Here is a 26,275-nt window from a genome sequence, read left to right as displayed (position 1 = left end):
ACTATTTAACAAATTGAGCTAAAGTTTTCATCAGTATTGCAGAACGGAATCTTAACCTGATGAAAACAAGTTCAAATAACACCATCTTCAAAAACCAAAAACTGTTTGTAATCAACTCTATTATAAATTTGTTTTTACTTTTTATACTGTTGTTGATTGATAAACCGTCGGTTCCAGATTTAATTTTACCGTTATTGATAATGTTAAGTATTACAAATGTCTACTTCCTGATAAAAGTGGTACATAACTCTGCGCCTGTCAAAGAATGGCAACATGCAAGATACAAAGCAGAAATTAACGCACTGAAACAAAAAAATGGCTATTTGGATTTCCTCTGTCAAAGCCATTTCAAACTACAAAATTGTAAACTGCTACCTGAAAAGTTTCAGGAGATTTTTTCCCACCTCAATCGCCTGATCCCTTTCTGTGAAGCCAAAATCATCTTTTATCCATCACAACAAGAATATTTCTTTCGCAATCCCCACCAATGTCCCTATTTTGATATGCCGCTGATTATGAGATGGAATCTAGATGATAATATTGATAACTATGGGACACTCTGGATAAAAACACACAGAAATAGTGATCTCACTCCCGATGAAAAAAGTCTGGTTCAGGATGTGGTGAGGTTAATGACAAATAAACTATTACGGGAAAATCAGCTCCAATGCCAACACCAGAGTATGTTGGCCGCAGAGAGAACCGCTATTTCTCGTGAACTCCACGATTCCATTGCTCAATCCCTCTCTTTCCTTAAGATTCAAGTTAATTGCCTGTATATCGGCAGTGATAATTTACCCAAGCAAAGTTTAACCTCGCTGAATATGATTAAAGATGAGTTGAATATTGCCTATCGCCAGCTCAGAGAATTACTGGCAACGTTCAGGAACGAACAACCTCAATGTAATCTACAAGAATCTTTACAGACCTTGATTAATGAATTTAACCATCGTCTAGGCTTCAACATTGAATTCAATTACCGCCTGACACATCAGCACATTCCTGACAGTTACAGCAAACATTTGATACAAATCATTAGGGAATGTTTGAACAACTGTTATAAGCATGCCAATGCCAATTGGATCAGTATCCGTATTTATCCTATCGATGACAAAATCATTACAGTTGTCAGTGATAATGGTCAAGGTATCAATCTGGACTCCGCTAATAAAAACAAATTTGGGCTGGCTATTATGCAAGACAGAGTTTCTATCCTAGGTGGACAATTACAGATAAAAAACCGTAAACATGGTGGTACAGAGGTAGAAATTCAATTTTCAGTGGATTGAAAAAGGCAGATAAACCCCATTATCGACGGCAGCGCAATTTATTGAATGATAATAATTATCATTTTCGTTAATTGCTGTTACACTAACTTTGGCTTTATCAGATAATAACCTTCGGTAAATTTTCCAGAGGAATTTTACGTGACCAATAGAACAATTGAAGAAAAAAATATTTACCGGCCTGCACCACCTAGACTTGTTCAGGTGAAAAACATTTTCGACGTGACACCTAATATGCGCAGCATTACTTTCACCAGTGAATATCTGGATAGTTATCCCACTGAATGTGAAGGCGGACACCTAAAGATATTCTTACCGCTTCCGGGGCAGACCAAGCCGGTGTTACCGACTTTATCTCCAGAAGGCCCAATATGGCCGCCGAGTGAACTGCGTCCAATAACGCGCACTTACTCGGTTCGAGCCATCCGCACCGAACAAAAAGAGATCGATATTGAATTTGCACTACATCACAATGGCGGCCCGGCGGTAGAATTTGCTCATAGGGCTAAAATCGGTGACTGGATTGGTATTACTAACCCCGGTGGACCTGATCCATTACTGCCAAAAGTCAGCCACTATTATATGGCTGGCGACCCAAGTTCTTTGCCGGCTATTGCTGCGCTATTGGAAACAGTAAAACCAGATGCGACCGGGCAAGTCATTATTCGTATCGAAAGTGAGCAAGATATTCAGGAATTAAAAAAACCGGCTGGAATAGCGGTTCACTGGATCACCGGTGATATTGAAATAACTGACACAATCGTATCTGAATTCAAATCCTGGTCATTACCAACAGAAGATGTCACTTTCTGGCTTGCCGGTGAAGATAAGCTGGTAAAAGAACTTCGTCGCTATATTCGCCGAGAAAAAGGCTATGAACGCCACCAGCTATATGCCATTCCTTATTGGAGGCATGGCTTTGATGAAGAAGGTTATCATGCCCTGCGTCATGAAGTGGTGGATAGCGACGATTAAGAACCTTGTATATTTATACTCGCTTGATCCCCTCTCCTACTAAAATCAAAGGATGAGGGAATCAGTGATATTATCAGCAACATCACTTAAAACGAGGTTTTTAAAACCGAAGAGATGCAATTGACGGTAACTCAATCCCTATTGAGTTTGTCACACTTTCTTGCAAATCTATTTTTTCATAGATTTAAAAAATGAAAATTTTCTCTTGCTATCGTTCAACTCACTATTACTCGCGGCATAAGCGGTGTTTCTTATCGGTGGTAATAGGATTTTTACTATCTTGTTTCTTTGGTGACGAAATCAATCACTGCTATTCCTGACAGGATATTGATGCTGAGAAAGTGATTGATAGCCGGACGGGGAAAATCCTGTGGGATTTTCAACACATGATGTTCGGGTTACGCCCTTATATAACGTTAATCGCAAGGAAAGAGTATCAATGAGCAAATTAAGCCCACTCGATTGTCTTGACTGTAAAAACATACTGAAAAACTGGCTGGAATTTCAGTTGGTGGATGAACAGGGGAAACCCTTGGTCAATATGCCTTATCGTTTGAAAATCCGTGGAAATCCTCTGCTAGGACGTAAAGGGGTTACCGATGGCAATGGATTGTTAAGGGAAGAAGATATGCCGTCCCATCCGGTAACCTTGTATATCGGTGCCCAACCTTATTTACTGGGCATTTAGCGATACCTTTTTTAACAAGTTGTTTCCCTTTTCATCTGCTGGAAAGGGGCAGTTAATTACTGTGGAAGGCATAGCGCCAAAGTACACAAAACCCTATGTATCCGCTGTGTATATCTCAAAAAACTGTCTTAAATATCAGCTTGATGCAGGTATGTCGCCTTATCAAGTGCCGACTTATTATGGATTGGAGTTGGATGTAAACGCTGATCCACAAACCGGTTATTTTCAGGCGAAATTGCCTTTTAGTGGAGGAGGATGGTGTAAATGGAAAATCGACCAAGCCTCTGTGGCGGTGGGTTATGCTGATGTTAGCCACCTGATGAAAGATGCTATTCCCTATGCAGGAACAGGATTAACTGCATTTATCAACGACGCGGCTCAAACAAATATTAGCGAAATTGCAGCGTTGAATACTATAGATTTCAGCCCGGTTATTTACCCTATATTAAAGATAGTTGATGGGCGTCCAAATAGAATTTTCTTACAGGGCGTGGTGGATACATATCCTTTTAGGTTGAAATTAACTCCAGGTGCTGAATGGAAAATTACTTATAAGCCTAAACTAGATGAAACCAAGATGCCTAAAATTATTATCCCCCCTGGTAGAGAACCCTCAAGAGTTGAATATCCTGATGGCAGAGTTGATTTAAACAGAGATTCTATTGATTATTGGAAAATAAAGTAACGCCACTAAGGTCATCTTACCAGTTTATCTATACCCGTCATCTTTCAAGTTGCTTCTTTGTTGGCTGCACTCGCTCACCCCGGTCACATCGTTTGCTATGCTCCCGGGGATTCACTCCCTTGCCGCCGCGATGCATCTTGAAATCCATAGGGTATATCTGTTTTGTTAAGTACCCTTACAATTTCCAGCCAATCGAAAACCCGCATTTCTTGCTTCAGTTTCTGTTTTAAAATAGACCGCGTTCTTCTCCTGAATCACCTTATAACCTGAACAATGAGAAAAATGATAAATTTTGCTGTTGTTATTCCCTTTAATTAATCCTGTAGAGGATGAATCAGATAACACCCGTTGTCTCTGAGTATCTGTTTGACTATTTCTCTGCCCTTTTCTCTGCTCGCTTTTTGGAATGCCAGAAGCCGAGTTTTTATGCCATAATTGCCATTTCTGTTCACCGGTAACAAAAGGGTTATGATGCCCCACAATACCGGTAATTCGATTATCTCTCTCCCGCTCCCATTTACTCGGTGGATATTGGCGATCCCAAGCGATAAATAATTGCTGTTGTTGGCGAGACATGGAAAGATTGTAACGATCGTGCATATAAAAATTGATCCGAGCGACCTGCCCTTTTACTTCATCTCGCGGTTCGAACGTTCGAGATTTAAAATCAACTTTACTGTTACAACGACCATAATCATTCGGCATATTTTTCGGTAACATTCCATAACTGAAATTACTACGATCGCCATTAACCTCGCCAATTGATGGAACCAAATTATGTATATCAGATTCCATTGCCCTAAAAACAGGATCGGAAGAGACACAATTCTTCCTCCCTCCATTTCGCCAACATTGCCGCTGATGACCAAAAACCCAGGCAGGAACAATATGTTCCCATTCAATTCGTTCAGCACGATTCTGTTGTGACCTGACTTGATAACCACACGAAGAAAGGATTGCGCGTCCACCGCTCTTACCTGTCCATTGCCAATCGCAACCACAATAAAATGTCCCTTCCCCTGACTTAAATTGGTCATGATAAATGCGTTGACGCAATTCAACTTTAGCTTGTTCAAAGGTAGCCGGTGCGGCAAAAGAAGATAAAGGAGCAATTAAACTGAAACACCCAATGTGAATTGCCCAAAAAATAACTTTACGTTTCAATGATAAACCCTACTTATATAAAAATATCATTCTGATTTTAACCTTTTATGTTGCCTCATAATCAACCTATAAGACAAACATTGTTTCTTTGCATTTCTTCTTAGCATCTCTTTTAAAAAGAAAGGCTATTCAATAGACAGGTTGAGATATCACACGATGGTAGTTATCCTATTTAAAATACAGGGCCGATACACGGCCCCGTATTACTACAATTTACTACCAGAATCATTTATTACCAGAAGCGCTGGTACTCTCCATTTCTTCCTGTAACTTCTTTCGATTCAAGTTCCAGAGTGAATCTTCTGGCATCTGGACCCGAATATCTAAACGGCAAGAACCGGGAATATCACAGGACTCCCCATCTTGATAGAATATCTTGTTACCATTGTCATCAATAGATTTGAGCCGCCAATTTTGAAATCTCTCCGGTAAATGTGCTTGTTGGCGATGGAAAGTCTCAATGATAATAGAGCCATCAGGTTGAACGTGATCATCAACAAAAATCAGTTCGAGATTATTGTTGTCGCGGGGAACAGAAATGCCCCCATGCACCCCCCAACCACCATCAGCGTTATAGCCCAGTATATTTGATATACGATATATGCCGGTTGCCTCTTTTATCACTTCTGCACCTTCGGATTCGTCATTAGTCGAGAAGGTGCCATCAGGGTAGATTTCTATTACCGGGGAGGCTACCTTGAGGTTTCCGTTGGTATCTGGTTTAGCGTTCTTATCATCCCAAAACTTACGTGTAACTTGTCTTTTACTATCGCTGTTTATGCTATCAGTACGATATGTACTGCCTTCGTGCGCGAAAACTAACCTGTGGCTCCATACACCATCCATGCCTTCATTTGATAAGCCATTTACATTACTAATTCTTAATTGAACGCCATACCCACCAGATGGCAGTCCATATTTAGTGAGGAATGACGCTTTGGATCCATAGCCGGCACAACCATCGTATAGATTTTCCGAGCCATGCAAACGCGCAAAACCCATTGAATGCATTGCATTATTAGTTGATACTGCGCCCACATCCCCCGCAGTCAAATTAATATCTCCGGTCAACGCTTTACCGTTTATTTTCCGGCTATCAGGTACCTTAGTATTAATACTTCCCAGTAATGAATTAACTATTTCCTTAATCAACTTTTGTGTCACTGCCAACGTATCACTATCACCAATCACATCGGTAAGTTGGACAATACCTTTTTGTGTTAATGAAGCATTGGGAATTCCTGTTATCGCTTTCTGTTCTAAAGCTTTATTTAACTGTGCAGTGAGTTTAGTGACATTACCATCATCTAAAACATCCTCACCAGATTGTGTCGCAATAAAATCAGCTACAACCGATGTTATTGTTGATGTTTGACGAAATATCTTATTTAACATGTAATTATCAATATACTGCTTGTCTGGAAACCCACGCGACAAATTCGGATCTATTTCATAGTCCTGTTGACTGGGCACATTAGCGTTACTATCGATAGCAAAAGCTTTAAAATCATTTTTACTCATATACCTTCCCCAAATTAAATAATTAACCATTTTTTAAAAATGGTACGCAATAAATGAAAACACAATTTACCATCAAAAAAAATATTCAAACCTCTTATGTTAAAAATCTAAAAATATTCTTATAATCTCCTTCAAATTTTAGCGAAAATAAATCTAAAATTGATACCAAATCAATTTTACGAATCAGAGCTTATTTTTATATAGACTTTTATACAAATCTTCCCAATCAAAGCACTGATTAAAAAACCAGTGCTTTGTGAATATCTGAGGATTATAAGACGTTAATGATATTATTCTTGCGGCTTTTCAGGCCAATTAATATCTGGTGCCGATGAAACATCAACCCGACGCAGTAATACCAAATACTTTTTCCAATCTAGCAATAAAGTTTTTTCCTCTTCCGATGCCATTTCAGTTTCAACCGCATATTGCAATACAGTGATGGCTTCATCGGCTTGCCGACGAAAAATAGCCCGTTGTTGCTCTGCCTGTTCAATTTGACTGACTTTTTGAGCTTCAAAGTCCGTTACCCATTTTTCACCATCCCATTGATCAAAATCGGTGGACGGTTGCTCGAATGTTAATATTTCTGGTAATTCACCCAGTACAGTTACTTCTTCCTGTACACCCGCTTGGGTGTTGTAAGCTATTTTTCCACGGTGGTCAGGGACAATTTCCCAATAACTTCCATCCTCACTGCGACGCACTGCCATATCATCAGAATCGGACAGGTTTGGTGCGTCTAAATAAGAATGCGCTGACAAACCTACACCTTCCGCAACATATTCGAAATCAGAGCCAGAGAATTCTCTCGTATAGGCATTAGCATGGTAAACTTTTATCCAGCCAGCTTGAATTGCTAATCCGTCTTCACCTAATACAGCGGTTTCAGTATCTAAAATATTTTCTTGTGTCATTATTATTCTACCTTTACGATATTATTCTGCTTTTACGATATAGTTAAATGCGATATTGCGGGGGCGATTTTCATTCGCAGTAGGTACAACGCGAGAAGCATCGATTCCCAATTCACTAAATCGATCCTGGGCCATAGGGTCACGAACACCAGTATTAAATAGACTGTCGGGGTGAGTTCCAGAAGTATAAAAAGCACCACCAGTGGTACTAAACATACGGGATGAGGAAGTTGCAGTTCGTCCGCTTACACTACCAGTAATGTTCCTAATCGCATCTCTCTGATGAGTTAGAATTCCACGACCATTATCAACACCACGACCATCATCCCAACCACGAATAAACTCGCCTCTTAAATCGGGTAATCTACCGTCAGGATAAGCTTCTGCTAATTTCGGGTACTGTGATCGACTAAAAGCAGAGCCATTACAAGTGAAATAACCGGAAGGTGGATGGGGCAACGGCCAAGGAATAGGAGAGCCAACGGGGATGCTGGAAATACTTGAAATTTTTTGCTCTAAAGCTTTATCTAAAGCGCTATTGAATCGCACAGTAAGCTTAGCTATATCACCATCATCCAGTACATCTTCACCAGATTGTGTCGCAATAAAATTAGCCACAATAGATGATATTGTTGAGGTTTGGCGTAATACCTTATTTAATACATGGGTAGAAACATTCTCAGGTGGAAACCCCGTCTTTAAATTCTGGCTTTCTTCATATTTTTCTTGACTTACTATATTAGCATTATCACTAATAGAAAAGGCTTTAAAATCATTTTTTTGACTCATATACTCCTCTTATATTCAATAATATCATCCAGTAATCAATATATTAAATGTTCGTACAGATAGCCTCTCTCAATTGGTGCTGATTATAGTCTAGTTCAGAAAAGGAATAATGAAATTTATTTTATAACTTATAGGGTTAATTATTTTTGTATAATTGGCAGTAATAAACCACCCAACATATTGCAATAAAATACATCCAGATTATTTACCATTTATAACTGCAAATCTTCATGAAAATATTTCCTACCTTTATTAAAACAAATGAAAAAATAATAGTGACAAAAAGTTCTTTTATTGAAAAGTAAAAAGACCACACTACAGCGTGGCCTTAAGCAAGGTAACTCACCAGTAAAAATCATTGTTTTTCAGCGAACAATAACCTGTAAATTCCCCCACCAACAATCCCACCAATAATTGGCATCACCCAGAAAAACCATAACTGCTCTAAAGCCCAGGTATTCTGGAATATCGCAACAGCCGTGCTTCGTGCCGGATTGACTGACGTGTTGGTAATAGGAATGCTAATCAAATTAATTAAAACCAGCGCCAAACCTATTGCTAATGGTGCAAAACCCGGAGGTGCTCGTCTATCTGTCACACCAATAATGACAATTAAGAAAATAGCCGTTAAAACAATTTCAGCCACAATAGCCGATTGAAGTGAGAATCCCCCCGGTGAATGTTCACCAAAACCATTTGATGCAAAGCCACTCGTGGTCGCATCAAAACCCACCTGCCCACTAGCAATAACATACAGTACCGCGGCAGCAAGAATACCACCTATAACTTGAGAAATAATATAAGGAATAACGTCTACTGCCCTGAAACGACCACCAGCCCAAAGACCAATTGTTACAGCGGGGTTAAAATGCCCGCCAGAAATATGCCCAACGGCATATATCATCGTCAATACGGTTAAACCAAATGCCAAAGATACACCGATAAAACCAATCCCTAATTCAGGAAATGCCGCAGAGAATACAACACTACCACATCCCCCAAAAACCAGAACAAAAGTTCCAAGCAATTCAGCCGCTAATTTTCTTAACATGTTTTGTCCTCATCCAGTTTTCAAAACGAGTTACCTTGCTGAAATTAACTATAGCCAATAAATTAAAATCATGCTTATTTTTACTATAACCGTATAAGTCGCTGATTATTGTGGCATCTTTGCCTGATATTCACTTTAATCCGGGATTTAATGCAACATCTATCCTGTGCAGATCAACTTTTTGGTGAAAAATGGATAGCTTAAAATCAATTATCACCAAAATAAGTTCAATATTCTGTTCTAACAATCAGAAAATCCGATGCAAAATACCTGCACCGGATTATTACATCAGTATTAAATAGTACAATATCTATACCCGTTATCTTTCAAGTTGCTTCTTTGTTGGCTGCACTCACCCCGGTCACATCGTTTGCTATGCTCCCGGGGATTCGCTCTCTTGCCGTCGCGATGCATCTTGAAATCCATAAGGTATATGTGAAAACGGGTTTTTTCACTGCTGAACAAATCATTCATCTGACTACCAAAACTGAAATATTTGCATATCCGACAATTCCTGAAGCATTTGAGCCTAATAAATGGGTGGAAATATTAGGCCGCCGGGAACCAACAACAATTAAATCTGCTTTAATCTCATCTGCTGTCGATAATACTTTATCCCTCGGTGATCCAAAGGCTACGGAGAAAGAGACTCGCTCTTTTGGCAAGTCTATTTTCTCAGCCACTTTTGCCAATTCCTCTTCTGATCTTGCAATAGATTTCTTGGCAAAAGAGTTGAGCAGGCCATAATGGTAACTATAACTAATTGAAAACCTTGATATGTCAGGAACGGCATGGAAAAGATGTATATTAGCATCCGATAACTTCGCCAAATACTCTGCATGTGCAATCGCTTTATCAGTCAACTCATCTTCTGAAATATCCACTGGTACTAAAATCGTTTTGTACATACGTACTCCTATATTTATATACCAAACCTAACTACTTCAACTGCAATAAGTATACCCGTCATCTTTCAAGTTGCCTCTTTGTTGGCGGCACTCACTCACCCCGGTCACATCATTCTCTATGCTCCCGGGGATTCGCTCCCTTGCCGCCGCGATGCATCTTGAAATCCATAGGGTATAGCTCTATTTTCAATCACTCAGAATCAAGATGCCACTTATGTAATATTCGATGAATGAAAGGCGTTACAACAAGCCCCAAAGTAATAAAGAATACACTTTCCAAAAATACCCCATATATGGCAATAAAATATTTACCGGATAAACTAACAGGGACGGGATCTAAACCCTGCGATCCCAGCATAGATAAAGCGTTAAGCAAAGATTCAGAAAATGTATGCCCTTCTATCAGGTAGAACCCCAAGATACCCGGAATTATTCCAATAAAGAAAAACATTGCAGCAATAAGGTAAAAACGTACCACCCGCCATACAAAATAGTCCAAACGAATCAGTTTATCAGTAAATTTTTCCACAATTATTGCATCCTCAACAATTCTACAAAACTTTATGTAATCTCAATGAAAATGAAATCAGAGCAAATTTAATAAAAATAGTGCGACACAACGTTAGCTAAAATATTTCTAGCAAGCCATCCGAAGATGGCTAGCCAATCCAATCTCTCTCATTACGTTTGGATCACCTTACCTGATAACCAAAACAGATGTTGTCGAATATTTGACAACACCTGATGCATTAGATCCTAATAAGTGCGTTGTAATATTAGGCCTTCTAGAGCCAATAACGATAAGATCAGCATTAATTTCTGTCGCTGCTGCGGTTATTTCATCTCTTGGCGACCCAAATGCAATGGAATAGGATAACCTGTCATCAGGAAAGTCGATGGTATCAAGCAGCATTTTCAAATCATCTTCGGCTTTAATTGTCGCTTTATCCTTAATTTCCTCATATCCCAACGAATATGCGTTAACAATCGCGGACGAAATTGGCAGTACATGAAGAATATGGAGCTTCGCACCTGTTTTTTTTGCTAAAGACAGTGCATGCTTAACCGCTTTACTCGTTAGTTCATCTTCTGAAATATCTACCGGTACTAAAATAGTTTTGTACATACGCACACTCCTATATTTACATACCAAACCAGACTACTACATTTAGTATATACCCGCCATCTTTCAAGTTGCCTCTTTGTTGGCAGCACTCACTCACCCCGGCCACATCGTTATCTATGCTCCCGGGGATTCGCTCCCTTGCCGTCGCGATCCATCTTGAAATCCATTAGGTATACGCGATATCCTGTTAATTACCATGAGTTATTCAACCAATGCAATGATAAAAATCAAAAAAATCACTTATATTTCATATCGACATAAATATATTATCAATACCATTCACCTAAAATTAGCACTCCTCTTCCCGCACCTTTCTCTATAACCAAACAATTAATATCGTTTTTAATTTATTTATCTTACACCTTTAACTTCATATAGTTATGATCATTTCAATACATCGCAAAAGTGGGATATGTACAGGGGCAATAACATTAACCCCTGAGACTCTACCTCACTGCCGATATAACGCTTTTATTTGCTGAACAGTATTTTCAAATATCTTAGCCTGTTTTTCATCGCCCATTTCTGCAATAACACGTTCCAGATTCAGTACAACTCTCCCTGCATGAGCTTGTCCCATAGTTTTAAGAATAGAAGCCAACAGAACTTTCAAACATGTCACCTCTGTTGCCAAGGTTTCAGTGTCGGATGAAGAAATTAAATCGATTTTATTCATAGTCGTTACCTGTTTACGTATTAATTACGTTATGAAAATAATAATTATACCACATAATTTATCCCCCATTTTTATACATTTTCCAAATAGATCTACGCCAAAACCGTTAAATTATTGTTAAAACCATTTGTTTTATAAATATTTATTTAGTTATTAATTTTATCATAATTAAAATATATAGGACATTCTGATTTCAAATAAATAATACTTGCTATCGTATAAAATAATTCTCTTTTGTCTTTGGAAGAGATAAGTATAATATTCACATTCCTGATGAACTTTTAGGATAATTTATCTATTCTATTGTTTTATATAATCTTTACTAAAAGTCAAAAAATAGACAGTTGAAGTTAACTCTTCTGAAACAAATTCAATACACAAGCAATGTCAATGAAGCTCATGTATGAGCATAGAGCCAGTTGGAGACACTTTTTTGATAAATGTTTTGTTAGTCGATGATCATGAGCTGATCAGAGTTGGTGTAAAACGTATTCTTGATGACGTAAAAGGGATAACCGTAGTAGGAGAAGCTAATTGTGGTGAAGATGCGATAAAATGGTGCCGAGCTAATAAAGTAGATATCGTGTTAATGGATATGAACATGCCAGGCATTGGTGGTCTGGAGGCAACAAAAAGAATCCTACGTTATTGTCCCGATGTCCGTGTCATCATGTTGACTATCTATACTGAAAATCCTTTGCCAATGAAGGTGATGCAGGCTGGTGCCAGAGGATATCTCAGTAAAGCCTCTACCTCTCAGGACATGGTAAATGCAATTCGTGCAGTTAATGCCGGCCAGCGCTATATCGCTCCCGATATTGCTCAACAAATGGCTCTTAGCCAAATTAGCCCACAGCAAGACAATCCATTAAGTTGTCTGTCTGATCGTGAATTACAAATTATGCTGATGATCACGAAAGGACAAAAGGTGAGCGATATCTCTGAACAACTTAATCTCAGCCCAAAAACCGTCAATAGCTATCGCTACCGAATGTTTAGTAAACTAAATATCAACGGTGATGTAGAATTAACACATATGGCAATACGTTATGGGCTATTCGACACAGAGAGTCTATTAAATAGTGACGGAACAATTTGATTCAAAAACATTTTTGAAAACAGTAACCAGTCAGCCTGGCGTTTATCGTATGTATGACACCTCAGGCACGGTTATTTATGTCGGTAAAGCCAAGGATTTAAAAAAACGGCTTGCCAGTTACTTTCGCGCACAGATTGTCAGTCGTAAAACCGAATCTCTGGTTAAAAATATTGTTCAAATAGATGTTACGGTTACGCATACCGAAACCGAAGCACTGCTGCTGGAGCATAATTACATTAAGCTCTATCAACCCCGATATAACGTTTTACTGCGAGATGACAAATCCTACCCTTACATTTTTCTCAGCGCAGATAAACACCCACGGCTGACAATGCATCGGGGAGCTAAACATTTCAAAGGTGAATATTTCGGCCCATTTCCAAACGCTCATGCGGTACGAGAATCATTAATCTTACTGCAAAAACTTTTTCCTATCCGACAATGTGAAGATAGCGTCTACCGCAATCGCTCGCGGCCATGCCTACAATATCAAATTGGCCGCTGCCTTGGGCCTTGCGTTAAAGGGCTGGTAAGTGGAGAAGAATATCAGCAGCAAGTTGATTATATTCGTCTGTTCCTTTCAGGCAAAGATCAGCAAGTTTTAACCAGATTAATTGACCGAATGGAGCAAGCCAGCCAGCAACTGAAATTTGAAGAGGCAGCAAGATACCGTGATCAAATCCAGGCCGTTCGACAGGTTACTGAAAGACAATTTGTTTCAGGAACAGACGATGACCTCGATGTTATCAGTGTTGCCTTTGAAGCGGGCATGGCTTGCCTGCATGTACTGTTTATACGTCAGGGCAAAGTACTGGGTAGCCGAAGTTACTATCCTAAAGTCCCGACGGGAACAACGCTTGATGAGATTGTACAAACATTCCTTGGCCAATTTTATTTACAGGGCAGCCAAAATCGAACTTTGCCCTCAGAAATTTTGCTGGATTTTACTCTGCCAGAAAAAGACATTTTGTCTGATTCTTTATCTGAAATATCCGGGCGAAAAATTCATATTCAAACCCGGCCCCGCGGAGATAAAGCCCGTTATCTGAAACTTGCCCGCACAAATGCAACAATCGCCCTATCGACCCGCTTATCACAACAATCAACTATTCACCAAAGATTAGACTCTCTCACCAAATTAGTTAAGTTAGCAAAAATTCAGAGAATGGAATGTTTTGACATTAGTCACACTATGGGGGAACAAACTGTTGCATCCTGTGTCGTCTTTGATAGCAATGGTCCACTACGTTCTGAGTACCGGCGCTATAATATCAGTGGCATTACTCCCGGTGATGATTACGCTGCCATGAATCAAGTACTACGCCGTCGATACGGGAAAGCATTAGATGAGTCAAAAATTCCCGACATTATTTTCATTGATGGCGGTAAAGGGCAATTAGCTCAGGCAATAGATGTCTTTCAGTCTCTTGATGTTGAATGGGATAAAACGCGACCTCAATTAATCGGTGTTGCCAAAGGCAGTGATCGTAAAGCCGGGCTTGAAACACTATTTTTCGCGACGGAGGATAAAAGTATCGCATTACCGCCGGACTCTCCTGCCCTGCATGTGATTCAGCATATTCGTGACGAATCACATAATCATGCAATAACCGGGCACCGTCAACGTAGATCTAAAGTTAGAAACACCAGTACGCTGGAATCTATTGAAGGCGTAGGACCAAAACGCCGACAAATGTTACTGAAATACATGGGAGGTTTGCAGCCTTTACGTAATGCAAGTGTCGAAGAGATCGCAAAAATACCGACTATTTCCTATGCATTAGCAGAAAAAATTTATAATGCATTGAAACACTAAGTACATTGATGCACCATACTTATAAATTCCACTATAGCCAGATAGTTAAGAAGCACTATGCAATTAAATATACCAACATGGCTCACTCTATTTCGTATCGTCCTGATCCCATTTTTTGTTCTGGCATTCTATTTGCCATTCACATGGGCGCCGATGGTTTGTGCCATAATTTTTATTGTCGCTGCGGCGACAGACTGGTTTGACGGTTTCCTCGCTCGCCTTTGGAAACAAACCACTCGCTTTGGCGCATTTCTTGATCCAGTCGCGGACAAAATCATGGTTGCGGCCGCATTAGTCTTAGTTTCCGAACACTATCATACATGGTGGATAACCCTCCCTGCAGCAACCATGATAGCGCGTGAAATTATCATCTCTTCTCTTAGAGAATGGATGGCTGAATTAGGCAAACGCAATAGTGTTGCCGTTTCCTGGATGGGTAAAGTAAAAACGACAGCGCAGATGGCGGCGTTAGTTGCTTTATTATGGCGCCCTAATTTTGAATTCGAATTGGGCGGATTCATATTACTTTATGTTGCTACGGTGATGACATTTTGGTCAATGTTTCAATATGTAAACGCGGCTTGGTCTGATTTGCGTGAAGCTTGATCGAAGTGACGTAAAAACCATCGAACAAACACGGCGTAACAATAATTGTGTTGACTCGATACGTGAAGTAAGTAGAATGCAACGCATCGAACGGCACATGAGATTTACAAAAACAAATAAGTAAATCAGCCAGTTCGAAGCGGTGCGGGAATAGCTCAGTTGGTAGAGCACAACCTTGCCAAGGTTGGGGTCGCGAGTTCGAGTCTCGTTTCCCGCTCCAAGTTACTGTTCAGAAGTTGGATGCTGAATTAGTAGTTGAATGTCGTTGAATATAGAAAGGCGCGTTGGCAGAGTGGCCATGCAGCGGATTGCAAATCCGTCAACCTCGGTTCGACTCCGGGACGCGCCTCCAAATTCAGCCTAGGTGGTGAAATCGGTAGACACAAGGGATTTAAAATCCCTCGGCCTTAAGGCTGTGCGGGTTCAAGTCCCGCCCTGGGCACCATGTAAAATTCACTGATAAAACAGTGAGTTAGGGAAAAGAAAAAGCCACCTTGCGGTGGCTTTTTTCATGCCGGCAACCACCCTTCCTAACATGCTTTCCTAACATCATTGTTGTGCAATGAATAAATATTCACTAAATTTCTAAGCTGCCTGTACGGCAGTGCACTTTTGCCAGAACAAGCATGTGTTGCAGTTGCTTTTCTAAGCTGCCTGTACGGCAGTGCACTATGTTTGAAGTACATTTCAAGCGTTCATGCTTTCTAAGCTGCCTGTACGGCAGTGCACGACTGATAACCCTCACACTAAGCCACCAGATTTTTCTAAGCTGCCTGTACGGCAGTGCACAAGGGTTCTGAGAGAGTAATTGTTTTTGACATTTTCTAAGCTGCCTGTACGGCAGTGCACCCCATATGGCTTTCCCCCGGCAAAATACCGGCTTTCTAAGCTGCCTGTACGGCAGTGCACTGTTACATATTAACCCCAACCTATTGAATGTTAAAGAGCAACCATTATAAAAAATAAAAAACCCTTTTTTATGGAACAAACAATATTTACTTAAAAATCAATAAGTAAAAATTTGCCGTTAAAAAAGGGTCAAAATTTTTTCCATCCAAGTAGAAAGCAGTCTTTCCTTCTATTTCTAGCTATCAAGCGTATTTTTGTTCAGCCATTACGCCGCTCTCACTATGTAATTAAATGCTATGTTGCGAGGGCGATTCTCTGCCGCTACAGGAACAACCCTTGACGCCTCGAATCCAAAGCCGTATGGAGTATCCGTGTCAGAAATATTTATCGATTTAAAACTGCCATCTGTCGCTATTCCAAGAACTTGACTAGCATAAAAAGCCCCTCTTGTTGCCAAATGATAATTTAGTGCTATCATGCCGGCGAACGAACCCTGAATATTTCGGATAGCATCCCCCTGATGCGTTAAAATTCTACGGCCACTATCAATACCTCGTCTATCATCCCAACCCCGAATAAATTCCCCTCTCAAATCAGGTAAGTGACCATCAGGATAAGCTTCTGCTAATTTCGGAAATTTCGACTTATCAAAGACCGCCCCATTACACTGCAACCACCCAGCAGGCGGCACGGCAGTCGGCCAAGGAACAGGAATACCGACAGGAATGTTAGAGGTATCTGAAATTTTCTGTTCTAATGCTTTATTTAATTGAGCGGTAAGCTTGGTTATATCACCATTATCTAAAACATCCTCGCCAGATTGTTCCGCAATAAAATTAGCTATGACGGCTGATATAGTTGATGATTGATCCAACGCCTTATTTAACAAATGAGAGTGAACATCATTTGAAGGAAACTCTGCCTGCAAATCCGAACTTATTTTATATTTCTCTTGACTCACTATGTTTTTATTATTAATAACAGAGAGAGCTTTAAAATCATTCTTGGGACTCATATGTCCTCCTTGAATTAAATAACATTATTTCGCAACTCACATCAATCAAAGTCTTTACCTCGGCTGTTCCGGCCATTCAATATCGGGAGACAATGAAATATTTACTCTATTGAGCATTACCCTATATTTTCTCCATGTCAGTAAGGCGGATTTTTCTACTTCGGTAGCGATATTTAAATCAACAGCATCTTGCAGTAATGCAATGGATTCACTCGCGTGTCGCAACAGAGTTACACGCTGCTGTTCCGCTTGTTCAATCTGATTTGCTTTTAGAGCGACATTATCAGTGACCCATTTTGTGCCATCCCATTTATCAAAATCGGTGGTCGGTTGCTTGAAGGTCAGAGTTTCAGGTAATTCACCCAGTTCAGTGATTTTCTGTTGAGTTAATGTTAACGTGTCGTAAGCTATTTTCCCCCGATAATCAGGGACGATCTCCCAACACTTACCGTCTTCACTGCGACAAACAGCCACATCATCAGAATCGGGAAAGTCTGGTGCATCTAAATAAGAATGTGCTGATAAACTGACACCGAGCATGACATATTCAATATCAGCGTTAGTAAATTCTCTTGTTATTTGATTCGTGTGATAAACTTTTATCCAACCGGGTTGAATTGCTAATCCGTCTTCACCCAATACAGCGGTTTCATGTTCTAAAGCGTATTTTTGTTCTGTCATTATGCTGCATGCTGCTGCTCTCACTATATAGTTAAATGCTATATTACGGGGCCTCGATACCCCTATAAATGCGGAATTCGCAATCCAGTCTGCCTGAGCTTTATAATATACAGCTTTTACCGAAGTATTTTTATTTTGTGGAATATCCCACTGCAATTTTGCAAACTCATTGCGTGAGAGGGTAATCATAAAATTATTAGCCCGATCAACATTCTGTACCAAATAAGCCCCTTCCTGCCATGACAATATTGAACGAGATGGATCCACATTTCGACCACTGTCCCAGCCACGGATAAATTCCCCCCTGAGATCGGGCAATCTGCCGTCAGGATAAGCTTCTGCTAACTTTGGGTACTGCAATTTATTGAAAAATGCACCGTTACAAACGAGATAGTTGACAGGTGGATAGGGTAACGGCCACGGAATGGGGGAACCCACAGGTATATTAATTTCTTCACGTAATGAATTTATTATTTCCTGCGCAAGTTTTTGTGTAACCGCCAATGTATTGCTATTGCCAACCACATTTGTAAGTTGAACAATACCTTTCTGTGTTAATGAGGCATCAGGAACCTCTATTGTCATTTTCTGTTCCAGCGCTCTATTTAATTGGCTGGTGAGTTTCTCTATATTCCCATCATCCAAAACATCATTGCCAGATTGTGTGGCAATAAAATTAGCGACTACAGAGGATATCGTGGAAGACTGACGTAATGCCTTATTTAGCATATCAGTGGTAATACCATCTTGTGGAAACCCAGTCTGCAAATTCTGATTTTCTTCATATTTTTCTTGGCTAATTACATTAGCATTATCGCTAATAGAAAAAGCTTTAAAATCATTTTTTTGACTCATATCCTTACTCCTTAAGCAAAATAATATTTTTTATAATCAACATATTTAATTACTGTAAAAATAATCCGTCTGTAATTCATTAAAATCAAAGTCTAGTTCAGAAAGAAGAGTAATACAGCATTCCTATTTATTAGGAGATTGACTATTTTTATATAATTAGCAGTAATAAGTAATTAAATATTTAAGAATCGAAAACATACCCAAACCATTTATATTTAACATCTGAAAACTATTTTGCTCTTATTCCTTCTATCTCTTTCTGTAACGCCTTCTATTTTAAATTCCAAGATGAATCTTCTGGCATTTGGACACGAATATCTAAGCGACGGTGTTCTGGAATGTCATAGGCTCTCTATCTTCATAAAACACACATTCATTGTTCTCAACGATACACTTGAGCCGACAGTTCTGAAAATAGATTGGTAAGTGAGAATGTTGGTTTTTTAAGCTGCCTGTACGGCAGTGCACCTATTAGAGCGTGAGCTGACGATTGATGCTAATTTCTAAGCTGCCTGTACGGCAGTGCACGATAAATATTATTCATCTGACGATAAATTGAATTTCTAAGCTGCCTGTACGGCAGTGCACCATACTGCGGCCCGTTTGCTGATTCATCCCAATTTCTAAGCTGCCTGTACGGCAGTGCACGAAAACCTACGAATTTATCCGCGATTTAGTTCTTTCTAAGCTGCCTGTACGGCAGTGCACGCTTTGCGCCCAAGACTAAAAAGAAACTTCGTTTTCTAAGCTGCCTGTACGGCAGTGCACAAGCGAAAGCAAGCTTTCTCTGTACACAAGTATTTCTAAGCTGCCTGTACGGCAGTGCACAACATTTTGATGCATTAATTAAAATCAACAGATTTCTAAGCTGCCTGTACGGCAGTGCACATGTCTGACCGTTGCATGTTAAGTAACCAACATTTCTAAGCTGCCTGTACGGCAGTGCACCCTTCGTTGAAATAACCCTGACAGCATTTGAATTTCTAAGCTGCCTGTACGGCAGTGCACGTACTGGAAGGGTTACTGGAGCAACAAACCTTTCTAAGCTGCCTGTACGGCAGTGCACGAGTACCATTATCTATATTACAAGAAATGGGATTTCTAAGCTGCCTGTACGGCAGTGCACTGTTACATATTAACCCCAACCCATTGAATGTTAAAGAGCAACCATTATAAAAAATAAAAAACCCTTTTTTGTGGGATAAACAATATTTACTTAAAAATCAATAAATTAAAATTTACCGTTAAAAAAGGGTCAAAATTTTTTCCATCCAAGTAGAAAGCAGTCTTTCTTTCTATTTCCGGCTATCAAGCGTATTTTTGTTCAGCCATTACGCCGCTCTTACTATGTAATTAAATGCTATGTTGCGGGGACGGTTCTCTGAGGCTACAGGAACAACCCTTGACGCGTCGAACCCAAAGCCGTATGCAGTGTATACAACATCTGGGGTAAAATGACCTACCGATTTGGATTTGCCATCTGTAGCCACCCCAAAAGTTTCACCACCATAACAAGCCCCTTTTGTTGCCAACTGAAAACTATATGTTATCGCCCCAGGAAATGAGCCCTTAATATTCCTGATGGCATCCCCCTGATGAGTTAAAACTCCACGGCCACTATCAATACCTCGACTATCATCCCATCCGCGAATAAATTCGCCTCTTAAATCAGGTAACCTACCGTCAGGATAAGCTTCCGCCAACTTCGGATACTGTAATTTATTAAATGCTGAACCATTACAAGTGAAATAACCGAATGGTGGATGAGGTAACGGCCACGGAATAGGAGAACCGACAGGAATTTCATTGGCTGTTTTCATCCGGTTGTCTATCTCTTCGCGGGTATATTCACGTAATGAATTTATTACTTCCTGAACAAGCTTTTGTGTAACCGCCAATGTATCGCTATTACCAACCACATTTGTAAGCTGGACAACACCTTTTTGTGTTAATGAAGCACTGGGAATATCTGTTGTCATTTTTTGCTCTAGCGCTTTATTTAATTGAGCGGTGAGTTTGGCTATATTTCCATCATCCAGAACATCATTGCCAGATCGTGTCGCGATAAAATCAGTCACGGCAGATGATACCGCTGACGCTTGACGTAATACCTTATTTAATAAGTGGGTGGGAACATTATCTGGTGAAAATCCAGTTTGTAAACTCTGATTTACCTCGTATTTTTCTTGACTGATTACATTCGCATTATCACTAGTAGAAAAAGCCTTAAAATCATTCTTATAACTCATATACTTTCTCCTGAAATTAAATAATATTATTTTATAACCAATATATTGCATTATTGTAAAAACAATCCATCCTACAATTCACGCCAATCAAGTCTAGTTCAGAAAAAGAATAATGCAGCGTTCTTATTACTTATAAGGTTAATTATTTTTATATAATTGGTAGTAATAAATAGTTCAACATTAGAAACTACAGCCGGAAATTTATCTATTAATACCCATTCCGTATCACTATTGACATTTTACTTACTGATAATTTAAAAATATTTCCAATTTTAATTAATATGATTTGAGCAGGAGCAATACCAAATCTATGATCTTTCCAGTACATTGCTGTTCCTAGCGCAATATCAGAGTTGGCAGCGATTGAAATTGTGTCGGTGTTTACTGAATTTACGTCATTCGCGCTTGACGGTGATTTTTTCTTGGGATTCACCTGTATTTAGTCAACAAAAATTCACATAGCTAGGTTTGCCTGATTGATCTATTTGGCTAAATTCGATATTTTTAATATAATCCATATCTGAAAAATGATACGGCTAATCAGTGCAGGGTTTTGATAGAAAAATGAACAAGGTATTATCACATAAAGAAGAGCTAAGCCATTTAAAAGCATGTTTACTCAGCGAAGTTGTCTGTTCACGGACATCGTTTTCATGGTTCAAAACAATCCATCGAGCTTTTAAATGCCCAGACCGCAGGTTCTATTTCTGGTGGAGAATTGCTAATTACTTATATAGGACAAATAAAGCCAAGAAAATCTCGATTCGTATCAATAGAAATTTAAGAAATAAATATGGATGTGATTTAGGATTAGGCTGCTATATAGGAAAAAATTTACGTATATCTCATTATGTTGGCATTGTTATTTCCCGCACTTGCATTATTGGTGATAATTTTCATGTTTTACAAAATACAACCATTGGCGTTCTTAATGAAGATATTCAAGGGAAAATAAGTATAGGTAATGATGTAAAAATAGGTGCAAATTCTTGTATTATAAGTGACAACATAACAATTGGAGATAATGTCTACATAGGCGCCATGTCATTTATTAATAAAGATATCCCTGCTGATTGTATTGTATATACACCTAAATCTCAAAATGAGATAAAGATAAAAAAGCAAAAAATAATTAATTGAACATTCCAATGAAAAATGGGAACACAATATGTTTTTTAAATATAAATATCTTTTAAAACTAGGTATGCTCTGTAAGCAGAATATAACAAAATCAATATACAGAAATGTATCCAGTAAAAAAATGAAACACAATATGAACTTTTGGCCTCACATAAAGATCTCAAGAAACATTAATGGCAAAATCGACGCCGTTTCATTCAATAAGAAAAGTATAAATATCAATGAATTCCCAAAAAAATCAGAAAAACCCTTAATCATTATTGCATCTGGACCGTCGGTATCTACCATCAATACAGATTTTTTTGATGATACCAAATTTGATATTATGGGTGTTAACGGCTCGTATGAATTATCACCAGAGATAAAATTAAAATATCATGTTATAATTGACCGAACATTCATTCTAAATAGGAAGAATATCGTTTTAAATATATTAAAAGATGATGAATTGATACTCTTCACAACAATGGATTGTCTCAATGATATCTTAATTCATTACGGTTATCTTGAATTAAAATGTAAAGTCATTATTATTGAGAACATTGACCAGCCAGTTTATCAACAGGAAAAAGAACTTTTTGAAATAAAGAGTGATGAAATAATAATACAGAACGGTGTCGCATTCTCATTGAACTTAAATCTCGGATTCTACAACGGAACAACAGTGGCATATTCTGCTTTGCAAATAGCATTTTTTTTGGGTTATAAAGAAATATATTTCGCAGGTCTAGACATGAACAATTTTTCAAAACCAAGATTTTATGAAACCCAAAATGACAAGCTAGATACCAAATTAAATAATAACTTACATGATTTCATCATTCCTTGTTTCAACCTGGCTCATGAAATAGCCATAAGAAAAGGAGTTAAAATTTATAATCTATCGAAAAATAGCGCTATAAATTCATTTGAAAAGTTAGATTATAGAAAAATTTAAGTCATTAGATTTCTTATATACCCAATAGATTTCAAGATGCATCGCGGCGGCAAGGGAGTGAATCCCCGGGAGCATAGATAACTATGTGACTGGGGTGAACGAGTGCAGCCAACAAAGAAGCAACTTGAAAGATGACGGGTATACAATATGCCGAGACTATTGATACCCATTCATCACTAATGACCATCGAAAAAAAATAAGTATTACCGGCTATCGTTGGACATTCATAAAAAACACCATTACTAAATAATTTTTCCGTGAAATAATATTCATAAATACATTTATGTTTATTTAAAATTTCATTATTAAATAATAAATAATTTAATTAATAGTTATTTTCCCTTGAAAAACAAATTGTTATTCTATGCTATAGAATCAAATCATGTTACGTAGAATTATTACTTAAATCATTCAAATAATGTCTTAAGTAATCACCAAGGATTTACTATGCAAAATATAAAAAGTAAACTAATCAGTATCACTTTAATCTTAACGTGTACGAAGAATAAAAATGGGGTCATTTAAACATATAAATTATATTTGATAATCTTAAAATATGAACAAGAATTCCGTTACTAAGATAAAACATACTTTGAAACGATGCAGAGCCACTTTGCTAGAAACTCACTCATTTGGAGACCACGACAAGAAAAATAACTATCCTCTTTTACACCCTATAAATATTGATCACTTAGGGTCGCCGAATATTATATACCCTATGGATTTCAAGATACATCGCGACGGCAAGGGAGAGAATCCCCGGGAGCATAGATAACTATGTGACCGGGGTGAGCGAGTGCAGCCAACAAAGAGGTAACTTGAAAGATAACGGGTATAAATTTATCATCACTATAATAGGCATTAATCATGAAAAAAATTAATGGAACATACATTTCATCACAAATAATAAACACAATGGAAGCAAGCAATGAACCGTGGGGAATCAAAGATAAAAATTCACGCTTTATTTATGGTAACCCGGCCCTAAAATCTATTCAAAACATTCCAACGTCATTTGATTATGAAGGGCTTTTTGATGACGAACTTCCTTGGGGTGGAGCGGAGTTTGCGAAAGAATTTATTGATCATGATAAAATTGTAATGACAAAAGGGAAAAGAATCTGTTCACTTGAAACATATACATATGGAAAAGAAAACATTTTATCGTCTTACTTCCAAGAAAAATTACCACTATATAACGATGCAAAGGAATGTATAGGCATATTTTTTCATGGATGGAAAGCCAAAGATTTTTCATTAATGAACTTATATCAATATTATAACGTTCTCCCCACATCTATTATATTTCAACCACCAACAGATACTTTTACCCAACGTGAGTGGGATATTATTTTCTTCTTTTTACAAAAATATACCAGGAAACAGATTGGAAAAATATTAAATATCTCTTACCGTACAATTGAATCCCATATGGCCAAGATATATCATAAGATAGGTGTTGATTCCAACCAACAACTGGAAGAATATTGTCTCATCAACAATTTTAAACGTTATGTACCCGAAAAATTTTTACTATTTTAATAATTTTATTTACTATTTTTTAGTCATAAAAATCATGATCAAATAGTTTATCGCTGTCGGTATGATACAGGTAATATATGAAAATTATACCGACACAATTTTTATATATTAAAAACATCAATTATATATACCCGTCATCTTTCAAGTTGCCTCTTTGTTGGCTGCACTCGCTCACCCCGGTCACATAGTTATCTATGCTCCCGGGGATTCACTCCCTTGCCGCCGCGATGCATCTTGAAATCCATAGGGTATAAACAGCTTAATGCCTATTTAATTTTTAGAAAAATAATTATTTCCTGTTACAGTTACTCATATTTAAAGTTCACATCTTAAATAAAAATAAATTTAATTAGCAGAAATAATTGTCTTTTTTCTATCATAAAACACAGCTATTTTAAATATCACAAACAAATAAATCATTTAAATAATATCATTATTGAACTAATTTATCTGTGTAAAATTGATCGATTTTTAACTGATAAATTACTCTCATCCATGATAGAAAACACGGTTAATTATATTAAGAAAATTTACCTCAAATTAAATCTATAATGGCATGCACAACTAAACAATTCTCGTAATAAAAATAGCCACAATAATTATTTTCTGAAAAAGTCTATTATTGCTGGTAATAAAGTATTAAACTAACAATATGATTCAAGCATATCACAACTTAAACCCAAAATGGGTAAAAAGGAATTATAATATGAGTAATCGCATAGCTATATCATCTCAAGTTATTAATACACTGGCAGTAAGCAACGAGCCTTGGGGAATTAAAGATAAAAACTCATGCTTTATTTACGGTAATCTAGCATTAAAATCTCTTCAGAACTTTTCAAATTCATTTGAATTTGAAGGGGCCTATGAAAATGAACTTCCTTGGGATAGCGCTAAGTTTGCGGAACAATTTATTAATCATGATAAAAAGGTAATGGAAAAACAGCAGAGAATATGTTCAATCGAAACCCATATATTTGGCAGAGAGCAAATCCTATCGTCTTACTTTTTCGAAAAATCACCTTTTTACCATAAAGATGGAGATTGCATCGGCGTCATATATCATGGTTGGAAAGCAAAAAACTATTCATTAGCCTATTTACATCAATACCACGACAAACTACCGGCCTCAATTATGCTGCAACCACCAACGGATCTTTTTACTCACCGTGAATGGGATATCATTTTCCTCTTTTTACAGAAAAATACCAGAAAGCAGATTGGACGGATACTGAATCTAGCTTATCGCACTATTGAATATTATATGACTCGGATATACCGTAAGATAGGGATTAATTCCAGCCAACAACTGGAAGCGTATTGTCGAGCCAATAATTTTAATCACTATATACCGGAAAAGTTTTTATTGTCTTAAATTACGTATTTATTCCTAATTTTTACATATTACCCTTATCCATTATTAATGGAGAAAATAATCCGCCCTGTTTAAATATTTCATTTAAAAACATAATATTAGGGATATACCCTATGGATTTCAAGATGCATCGCGACGGCAAAGGAGCGAATCCCCGGGAGCATAGGTAACGATGTGACCGGGGTGAGTGAGTGCAGCCAACAAAGAGGCAACTTGAAAGATGACGGGTATAGAGAGGATCAGGATATACCCTATGGATTTCAAGATGCATCACGACGGCAAGGGAGTGAATCCCCGGGAGCATAGCAAACTATGTGACTGGGGT

At 38.1% G+C, this 26,275-nt stretch carries 24 protein-coding genes, 3 tRNA genes, 1 pseudogene and 2 CRISPR repeat arrays; of the genes and pseudogenes, 15 read left to right on the top strand and 13 right to left on the bottom strand.

The annotated features are described in order from the left end of the window. The first annotated feature begins 200 nt into the window (after nucleotides 1-200). From SLS51_RS00985 to SLS51_RS00970, 4 genes are all read left to right on the top strand, one after another. Nucleotides 201-1,289, top strand: a complete 1,089-nt coding sequence (locus SLS51_RS00985) for a histidine kinase (protein WP_323834642.1) — start codon at nucleotides 201-203, stop codon at nucleotides 1,287-1,289. 138 nt (nucleotides 1,290-1,427) lie between these two features. Continuing rightward, nucleotides 1,428-2,261, top strand: coding sequence for a siderophore-interacting protein (locus tag SLS51_RS00980; RefSeq protein ID WP_323834640.1), 834 nt, complete (start codon nucleotides 1,428-1,430; stop codon nucleotides 2,259-2,261). Between the two features lie 439 nt (nucleotides 2,262-2,700). Next, nucleotides 2,701-2,949, top strand: coding sequence for a hypothetical protein (locus SLS51_RS00975; RefSeq protein ID WP_323834638.1), 249 nt, complete (start codon nucleotides 2,701-2,703; stop codon nucleotides 2,947-2,949). Continuing rightward, complete coding sequence (locus SLS51_RS00970; RefSeq protein WP_323834685.1) at nucleotides 2,915-3,634, top strand: hypothetical protein; 720 nt, start codon at nucleotides 2,915-2,917, stop codon at nucleotides 3,632-3,634. Before SLS51_RS00975 ends, SLS51_RS00970 begins: the two co-directional genes overlap by 35 nt. 165 nt (nucleotides 3,635-3,799) lie before the next feature. Here SLS51_RS00970 and SLS51_RS00965 read toward each other — a convergent pair whose 3' ends face one another. The 9 genes from SLS51_RS00965 to SLS51_RS00925 form a co-directional block, all read right to left on the bottom strand. After that, nucleotides 3,800-4,798, bottom strand: coding sequence for an endonuclease (locus SLS51_RS00965; protein ID WP_323834636.1), 999 nt, complete (start codon nucleotides 4,796-4,798; stop codon nucleotides 3,800-3,802). Nucleotides 4,799-5,023: 225 nt separating this feature from the next. Then, nucleotides 5,024-6,319 (bottom strand): phage tail protein, encoded by a 1,296-nt coding sequence (locus SLS51_RS00960; RefSeq protein WP_323834634.1) that lies wholly within the window; start codon nucleotides 6,317-6,319, stop codon nucleotides 5,024-5,026. Between the two features lie 290 nt (nucleotides 6,320-6,609). Beyond that, nucleotides 6,610-7,236 carry a tail fiber assembly protein gene (locus SLS51_RS00955; protein WP_323834632.1) on the bottom strand — a complete coding sequence of 209 codons (627 nt, stop codon included), beginning with the start codon at nucleotides 7,234-7,236 and terminating at the stop codon, nucleotides 6,610-6,612. A 21-nt stretch (nucleotides 7,237-7,257) separates the two neighbouring features. Next, complete coding sequence (locus tag SLS51_RS00950) at nucleotides 7,258-8,025, bottom strand: phage tail protein (protein ID WP_323834630.1); 768 nt, start codon at nucleotides 8,023-8,025, stop codon at nucleotides 7,258-7,260. 355 nt (nucleotides 8,026-8,380) lie between these two features. Continuing rightward, complete coding sequence (gene aqpZ, locus SLS51_RS00945; protein WP_323834628.1) at nucleotides 8,381-9,076, bottom strand: aquaporin Z; 696 nt, start codon at nucleotides 9,074-9,076, stop codon at nucleotides 8,381-8,383. Nucleotides 9,077-9,546: 470 nt separating this feature from the next. Next, nucleotides 9,547-9,984 carry a universal stress protein gene (locus tag SLS51_RS00940; protein ID WP_323834626.1) on the bottom strand — a complete coding sequence of 146 codons (438 nt, stop codon included), beginning with the start codon at nucleotides 9,982-9,984 and terminating at the stop codon, nucleotides 9,547-9,549. A gap of 190 nt (nucleotides 9,985-10,174) precedes the next feature. Continuing rightward, nucleotides 10,175-10,513 carry a hypothetical protein gene (locus SLS51_RS00935; RefSeq protein ID WP_323834624.1) on the bottom strand — a complete coding sequence of 113 codons (339 nt, stop codon included), beginning with the start codon at nucleotides 10,511-10,513 and terminating at the stop codon, nucleotides 10,175-10,177. Between the two features lie 168 nt (nucleotides 10,514-10,681). After that, nucleotides 10,682-11,110 (bottom strand): universal stress protein, encoded by a 429-nt coding sequence (locus tag SLS51_RS00930; protein ID WP_323834622.1) that lies wholly within the window; start codon nucleotides 11,108-11,110, stop codon nucleotides 10,682-10,684. Between the two features lie 451 nt (nucleotides 11,111-11,561). Beyond that, complete coding sequence (locus tag SLS51_RS00925) at nucleotides 11,562-11,786, bottom strand: DUF2594 family protein (RefSeq protein ID WP_323834620.1); 225 nt, start codon at nucleotides 11,784-11,786, stop codon at nucleotides 11,562-11,564. Between the two features lie 433 nt (nucleotides 11,787-12,219). Here SLS51_RS00925 and uvrY point away from each other — a divergent pair, with 433 nt between their 5' ends. The 6 genes from uvrY (at nucleotide 12,220) to SLS51_RS00895 (ending at nucleotide 15,752) form a co-directional block, all read left to right on the top strand. Next, the gene (gene uvrY, locus SLS51_RS00920; protein WP_323834618.1) at nucleotides 12,220-12,885 is read left to right on the top strand and encodes a UvrY/SirA/GacA family response regulator transcription factor; all 666 of its coding nucleotides are present in this window, start codon (nucleotides 12,220-12,222) and stop codon (nucleotides 12,883-12,885) included. Continuing rightward, nucleotides 12,869-14,701, top strand: a complete 1,833-nt coding sequence (gene uvrC / locus SLS51_RS00915; RefSeq protein WP_323834616.1) for an excinuclease ABC subunit UvrC — start codon at nucleotides 12,869-12,871, stop codon at nucleotides 14,699-14,701. The genes uvrY and uvrC overlap by 17 nt, the downstream gene beginning before the upstream one ends. Before the next feature lie 57 nt (nucleotides 14,702-14,758). Then, nucleotides 14,759-15,307 (top strand): CDP-diacylglycerol--glycerol-3-phosphate 3-phosphatidyltransferase, encoded by a 549-nt coding sequence (pgsA, locus tag SLS51_RS00910; protein WP_323834614.1) that lies wholly within the window; start codon nucleotides 14,759-14,761, stop codon nucleotides 15,305-15,307. A 144-nt stretch (nucleotides 15,308-15,451) separates the two neighbouring features. Further along, nucleotides 15,452-15,527 (top strand) — tRNA-Gly (locus SLS51_RS00905). Nucleotides 15,528-15,585: 58 nt separating this feature from the next. Then, nucleotides 15,586-15,659, top strand: a tRNA-Cys gene (locus SLS51_RS00900). A 6-nt stretch (nucleotides 15,660-15,665) separates the two neighbouring features. Beyond that, nucleotides 15,666-15,752, top strand: a tRNA-Leu gene (locus tag SLS51_RS00895). A gap of 137 nt (nucleotides 15,753-15,889) precedes the next feature. After that, nucleotides 15,890-16,216: direct repeats of the CRISPR family, unit length 28 nt; unit sequence TTTCTAAGCTGCCTGTACGGCAGTGCAC. 205 nt (nucleotides 16,217-16,421) lie between these two features. On the opposite strand, the gene SLS51_RS00890 is transcribed toward SLS51_RS00895, so the two are convergent. From SLS51_RS00890 to SLS51_RS00875, 4 genes and pseudogenes are all read right to left on the bottom strand, one after another. Beyond that, complete coding sequence (locus tag SLS51_RS00890; RefSeq protein WP_323834612.1) at nucleotides 16,422-17,171, bottom strand: phage tail protein; 750 nt, start codon at nucleotides 17,169-17,171, stop codon at nucleotides 16,422-16,424. A 54-nt stretch (nucleotides 17,172-17,225) separates the two neighbouring features. After that, nucleotides 17,226-17,852 (bottom strand): tail fiber assembly protein, encoded by a 627-nt coding sequence (locus SLS51_RS00885; RefSeq protein ID WP_323834683.1) that lies wholly within the window; start codon nucleotides 17,850-17,852, stop codon nucleotides 17,226-17,228. Nucleotides 17,853-18,082: 230 nt separating this feature from the next. Continuing rightward, a pseudogene (locus SLS51_RS00880) lies at nucleotides 18,083-18,707 on the bottom strand (tail fiber protein); the annotation flags it as partial. A 440-nt stretch (nucleotides 18,708-19,147) separates the two neighbouring features. Next, nucleotides 19,148-19,833: direct repeats of the CRISPR family, unit length 28 nt; unit sequence TTTCTAAGCTGCCTGTACGGCAGTGCAC. A 205-nt stretch (nucleotides 19,834-20,038) separates the two neighbouring features. Next, the gene (locus SLS51_RS00875; RefSeq protein ID WP_323834610.1) at nucleotides 20,039-20,956 is read right to left on the bottom strand and encodes a tail fiber protein; all 918 of its coding nucleotides are present in this window, start codon (nucleotides 20,954-20,956) and stop codon (nucleotides 20,039-20,041) included. Between the two features lie 564 nt (nucleotides 20,957-21,520). On the opposite strand from SLS51_RS00875, the gene SLS51_RS00870 reads away from it, so the two are divergent. From SLS51_RS00870 to SLS51_RS00850, 5 genes are all read left to right on the top strand, one after another. Then, nucleotides 21,521-22,096, top strand: coding sequence for a serine acetyltransferase (locus SLS51_RS00870; protein ID WP_323834608.1), 576 nt, complete (start codon nucleotides 21,521-21,523; stop codon nucleotides 22,094-22,096). 28 nt (nucleotides 22,097-22,124) lie between these two features. Further along, nucleotides 22,125-23,033, top strand: coding sequence for a WaaZ-like lipopolysaccharide core biosynthesis protein (locus SLS51_RS00865; RefSeq protein WP_323834606.1), 909 nt, complete (start codon nucleotides 22,125-22,127; stop codon nucleotides 23,031-23,033). Between the two features lie 867 nt (nucleotides 23,034-23,900). Next, nucleotides 23,901-24,575: a LuxR C-terminal-related transcriptional regulator gene (locus SLS51_RS00860; RefSeq protein WP_323834604.1), complete on the top strand. Its 675-nt coding sequence runs from the start codon at nucleotides 23,901-23,903 to the stop codon at nucleotides 24,573-24,575. 706 nt (nucleotides 24,576-25,281) lie between these two features. Next, the gene (locus SLS51_RS00855) at nucleotides 25,282-25,950 is read left to right on the top strand and encodes a LuxR C-terminal-related transcriptional regulator (protein WP_181573414.1); all 669 of its coding nucleotides are present in this window, start codon (nucleotides 25,282-25,284) and stop codon (nucleotides 25,948-25,950) included. A 174-nt stretch (nucleotides 25,951-26,124) separates the two neighbouring features. Further along, nucleotides 26,125-26,256 (top strand): hypothetical protein, encoded by a 132-nt coding sequence (locus SLS51_RS00850; protein WP_323834687.1) that lies wholly within the window; start codon nucleotides 26,125-26,127, stop codon nucleotides 26,254-26,256. Nucleotides 26,257-26,275: the final 19 nt, after the last annotated feature.

The organism is Photorhabdus africana, from assembly GCF_035181445.1.
GTDB lineage: Bacteria > Pseudomonadota > Gammaproteobacteria > Enterobacterales > Enterobacteriaceae > Photorhabdus > Photorhabdus laumondii.
The sequence above is the reverse complement of the archived record's forward strand: the minus strand, read 5'-3'. Positions and strand labels throughout refer to the sequence as shown.

What these genes read in the sequence shown, in the direction of transcription:
- SLS51_RS00985 (WP_323834642.1), top strand. Translation starts at nt 201, where the DNA reads ATGTTAAGTATTACAAATGTCTACTTCCTGATAAAAGTGGTACATAAC.
- SLS51_RS00975 (WP_323834638.1), top strand. Translation starts at nt 2,701, where the DNA reads ATGAGCAAATTAAGCCCACTCGATTGTCTTGACTGTAAAAACATACTG.
- SLS51_RS00960 (WP_323834634.1), bottom strand. Translation starts at nt 6,319, where the DNA reads ATGAGTAAAAATGATTTTAAAGCTTTTGCTATCGATAGTAACGCTAAT.
- SLS51_RS00955 (WP_323834632.1), bottom strand. Translation starts at nt 7,236, where the DNA reads ATGACACAAGAAAATATTTTAGATACTGAAACCGCTGTATTAGGTGAA.
- SLS51_RS00950 (WP_323834630.1), bottom strand. Translation starts at nt 8,025, where the DNA reads ATGAGTCAAAAAAATGATTTTAAAGCCTTTTCTATTAGTGATAATGCT.
- aqpZ (WP_323834628.1), bottom strand. Translation starts at nt 9,076, where the DNA reads ATGTTAAGAAAATTAGCGGCTGAATTGCTTGGAACTTTTGTTCTGGTT.
- SLS51_RS00940 (WP_323834626.1), bottom strand. Translation starts at nt 9,984, where the DNA reads ATGTACAAAACGATTTTAGTACCAGTGGATATTTCAGAAGATGAGTTG.
- SLS51_RS00930 (WP_323834622.1), bottom strand. Translation starts at nt 11,110, where the DNA reads ATGTACAAAACTATTTTAGTACCGGTAGATATTTCAGAAGATGAACTA.
- SLS51_RS00925 (WP_323834620.1), bottom strand. Translation starts at nt 11,786, where the DNA reads ATGAATAAAATCGATTTAATTTCTTCATCCGACACTGAAACCTTGGCA.
- pgsA (WP_323834614.1), top strand. Translation starts at nt 14,759, where the DNA reads ATGCAATTAAATATACCAACATGGCTCACTCTATTTCGTATCGTCCTG.
- SLS51_RS00890 (WP_323834612.1), bottom strand. Translation starts at nt 17,171, where the DNA reads ATGAGTCCCAAGAATGATTTTAAAGCTCTCTCTGTTATTAATAATAAA.
- SLS51_RS00885 (WP_323834683.1), bottom strand. Translation starts at nt 17,852, where the DNA reads ATGACAGAACAAAAATACGCTTTAGAACATGAAACCGCTGTATTGGGT.
- SLS51_RS00875 (WP_323834610.1), bottom strand. Translation starts at nt 20,956, where the DNA reads ATGAGTTATAAGAATGATTTTAAGGCTTTTTCTACTAGTGATAATGCG.
- SLS51_RS00870 (WP_323834608.1), top strand. Translation starts at nt 21,521, where the DNA reads ATGAACAAGGTATTATCACATAAAGAAGAGCTAAGCCATTTAAAAGCA.
- SLS51_RS00865 (WP_323834606.1), top strand. Translation starts at nt 22,125, where the DNA reads ATGTTTTTTAAATATAAATATCTTTTAAAACTAGGTATGCTCTGTAAG.
- SLS51_RS00860 (WP_323834604.1), top strand. Translation starts at nt 23,901, where the DNA reads ATGAAAAAAATTAATGGAACATACATTTCATCACAAATAATAAACACA.
- SLS51_RS00855 (WP_181573414.1), top strand. Translation starts at nt 25,282, where the DNA reads ATGAGTAATCGCATAGCTATATCATCTCAAGTTATTAATACACTGGCA.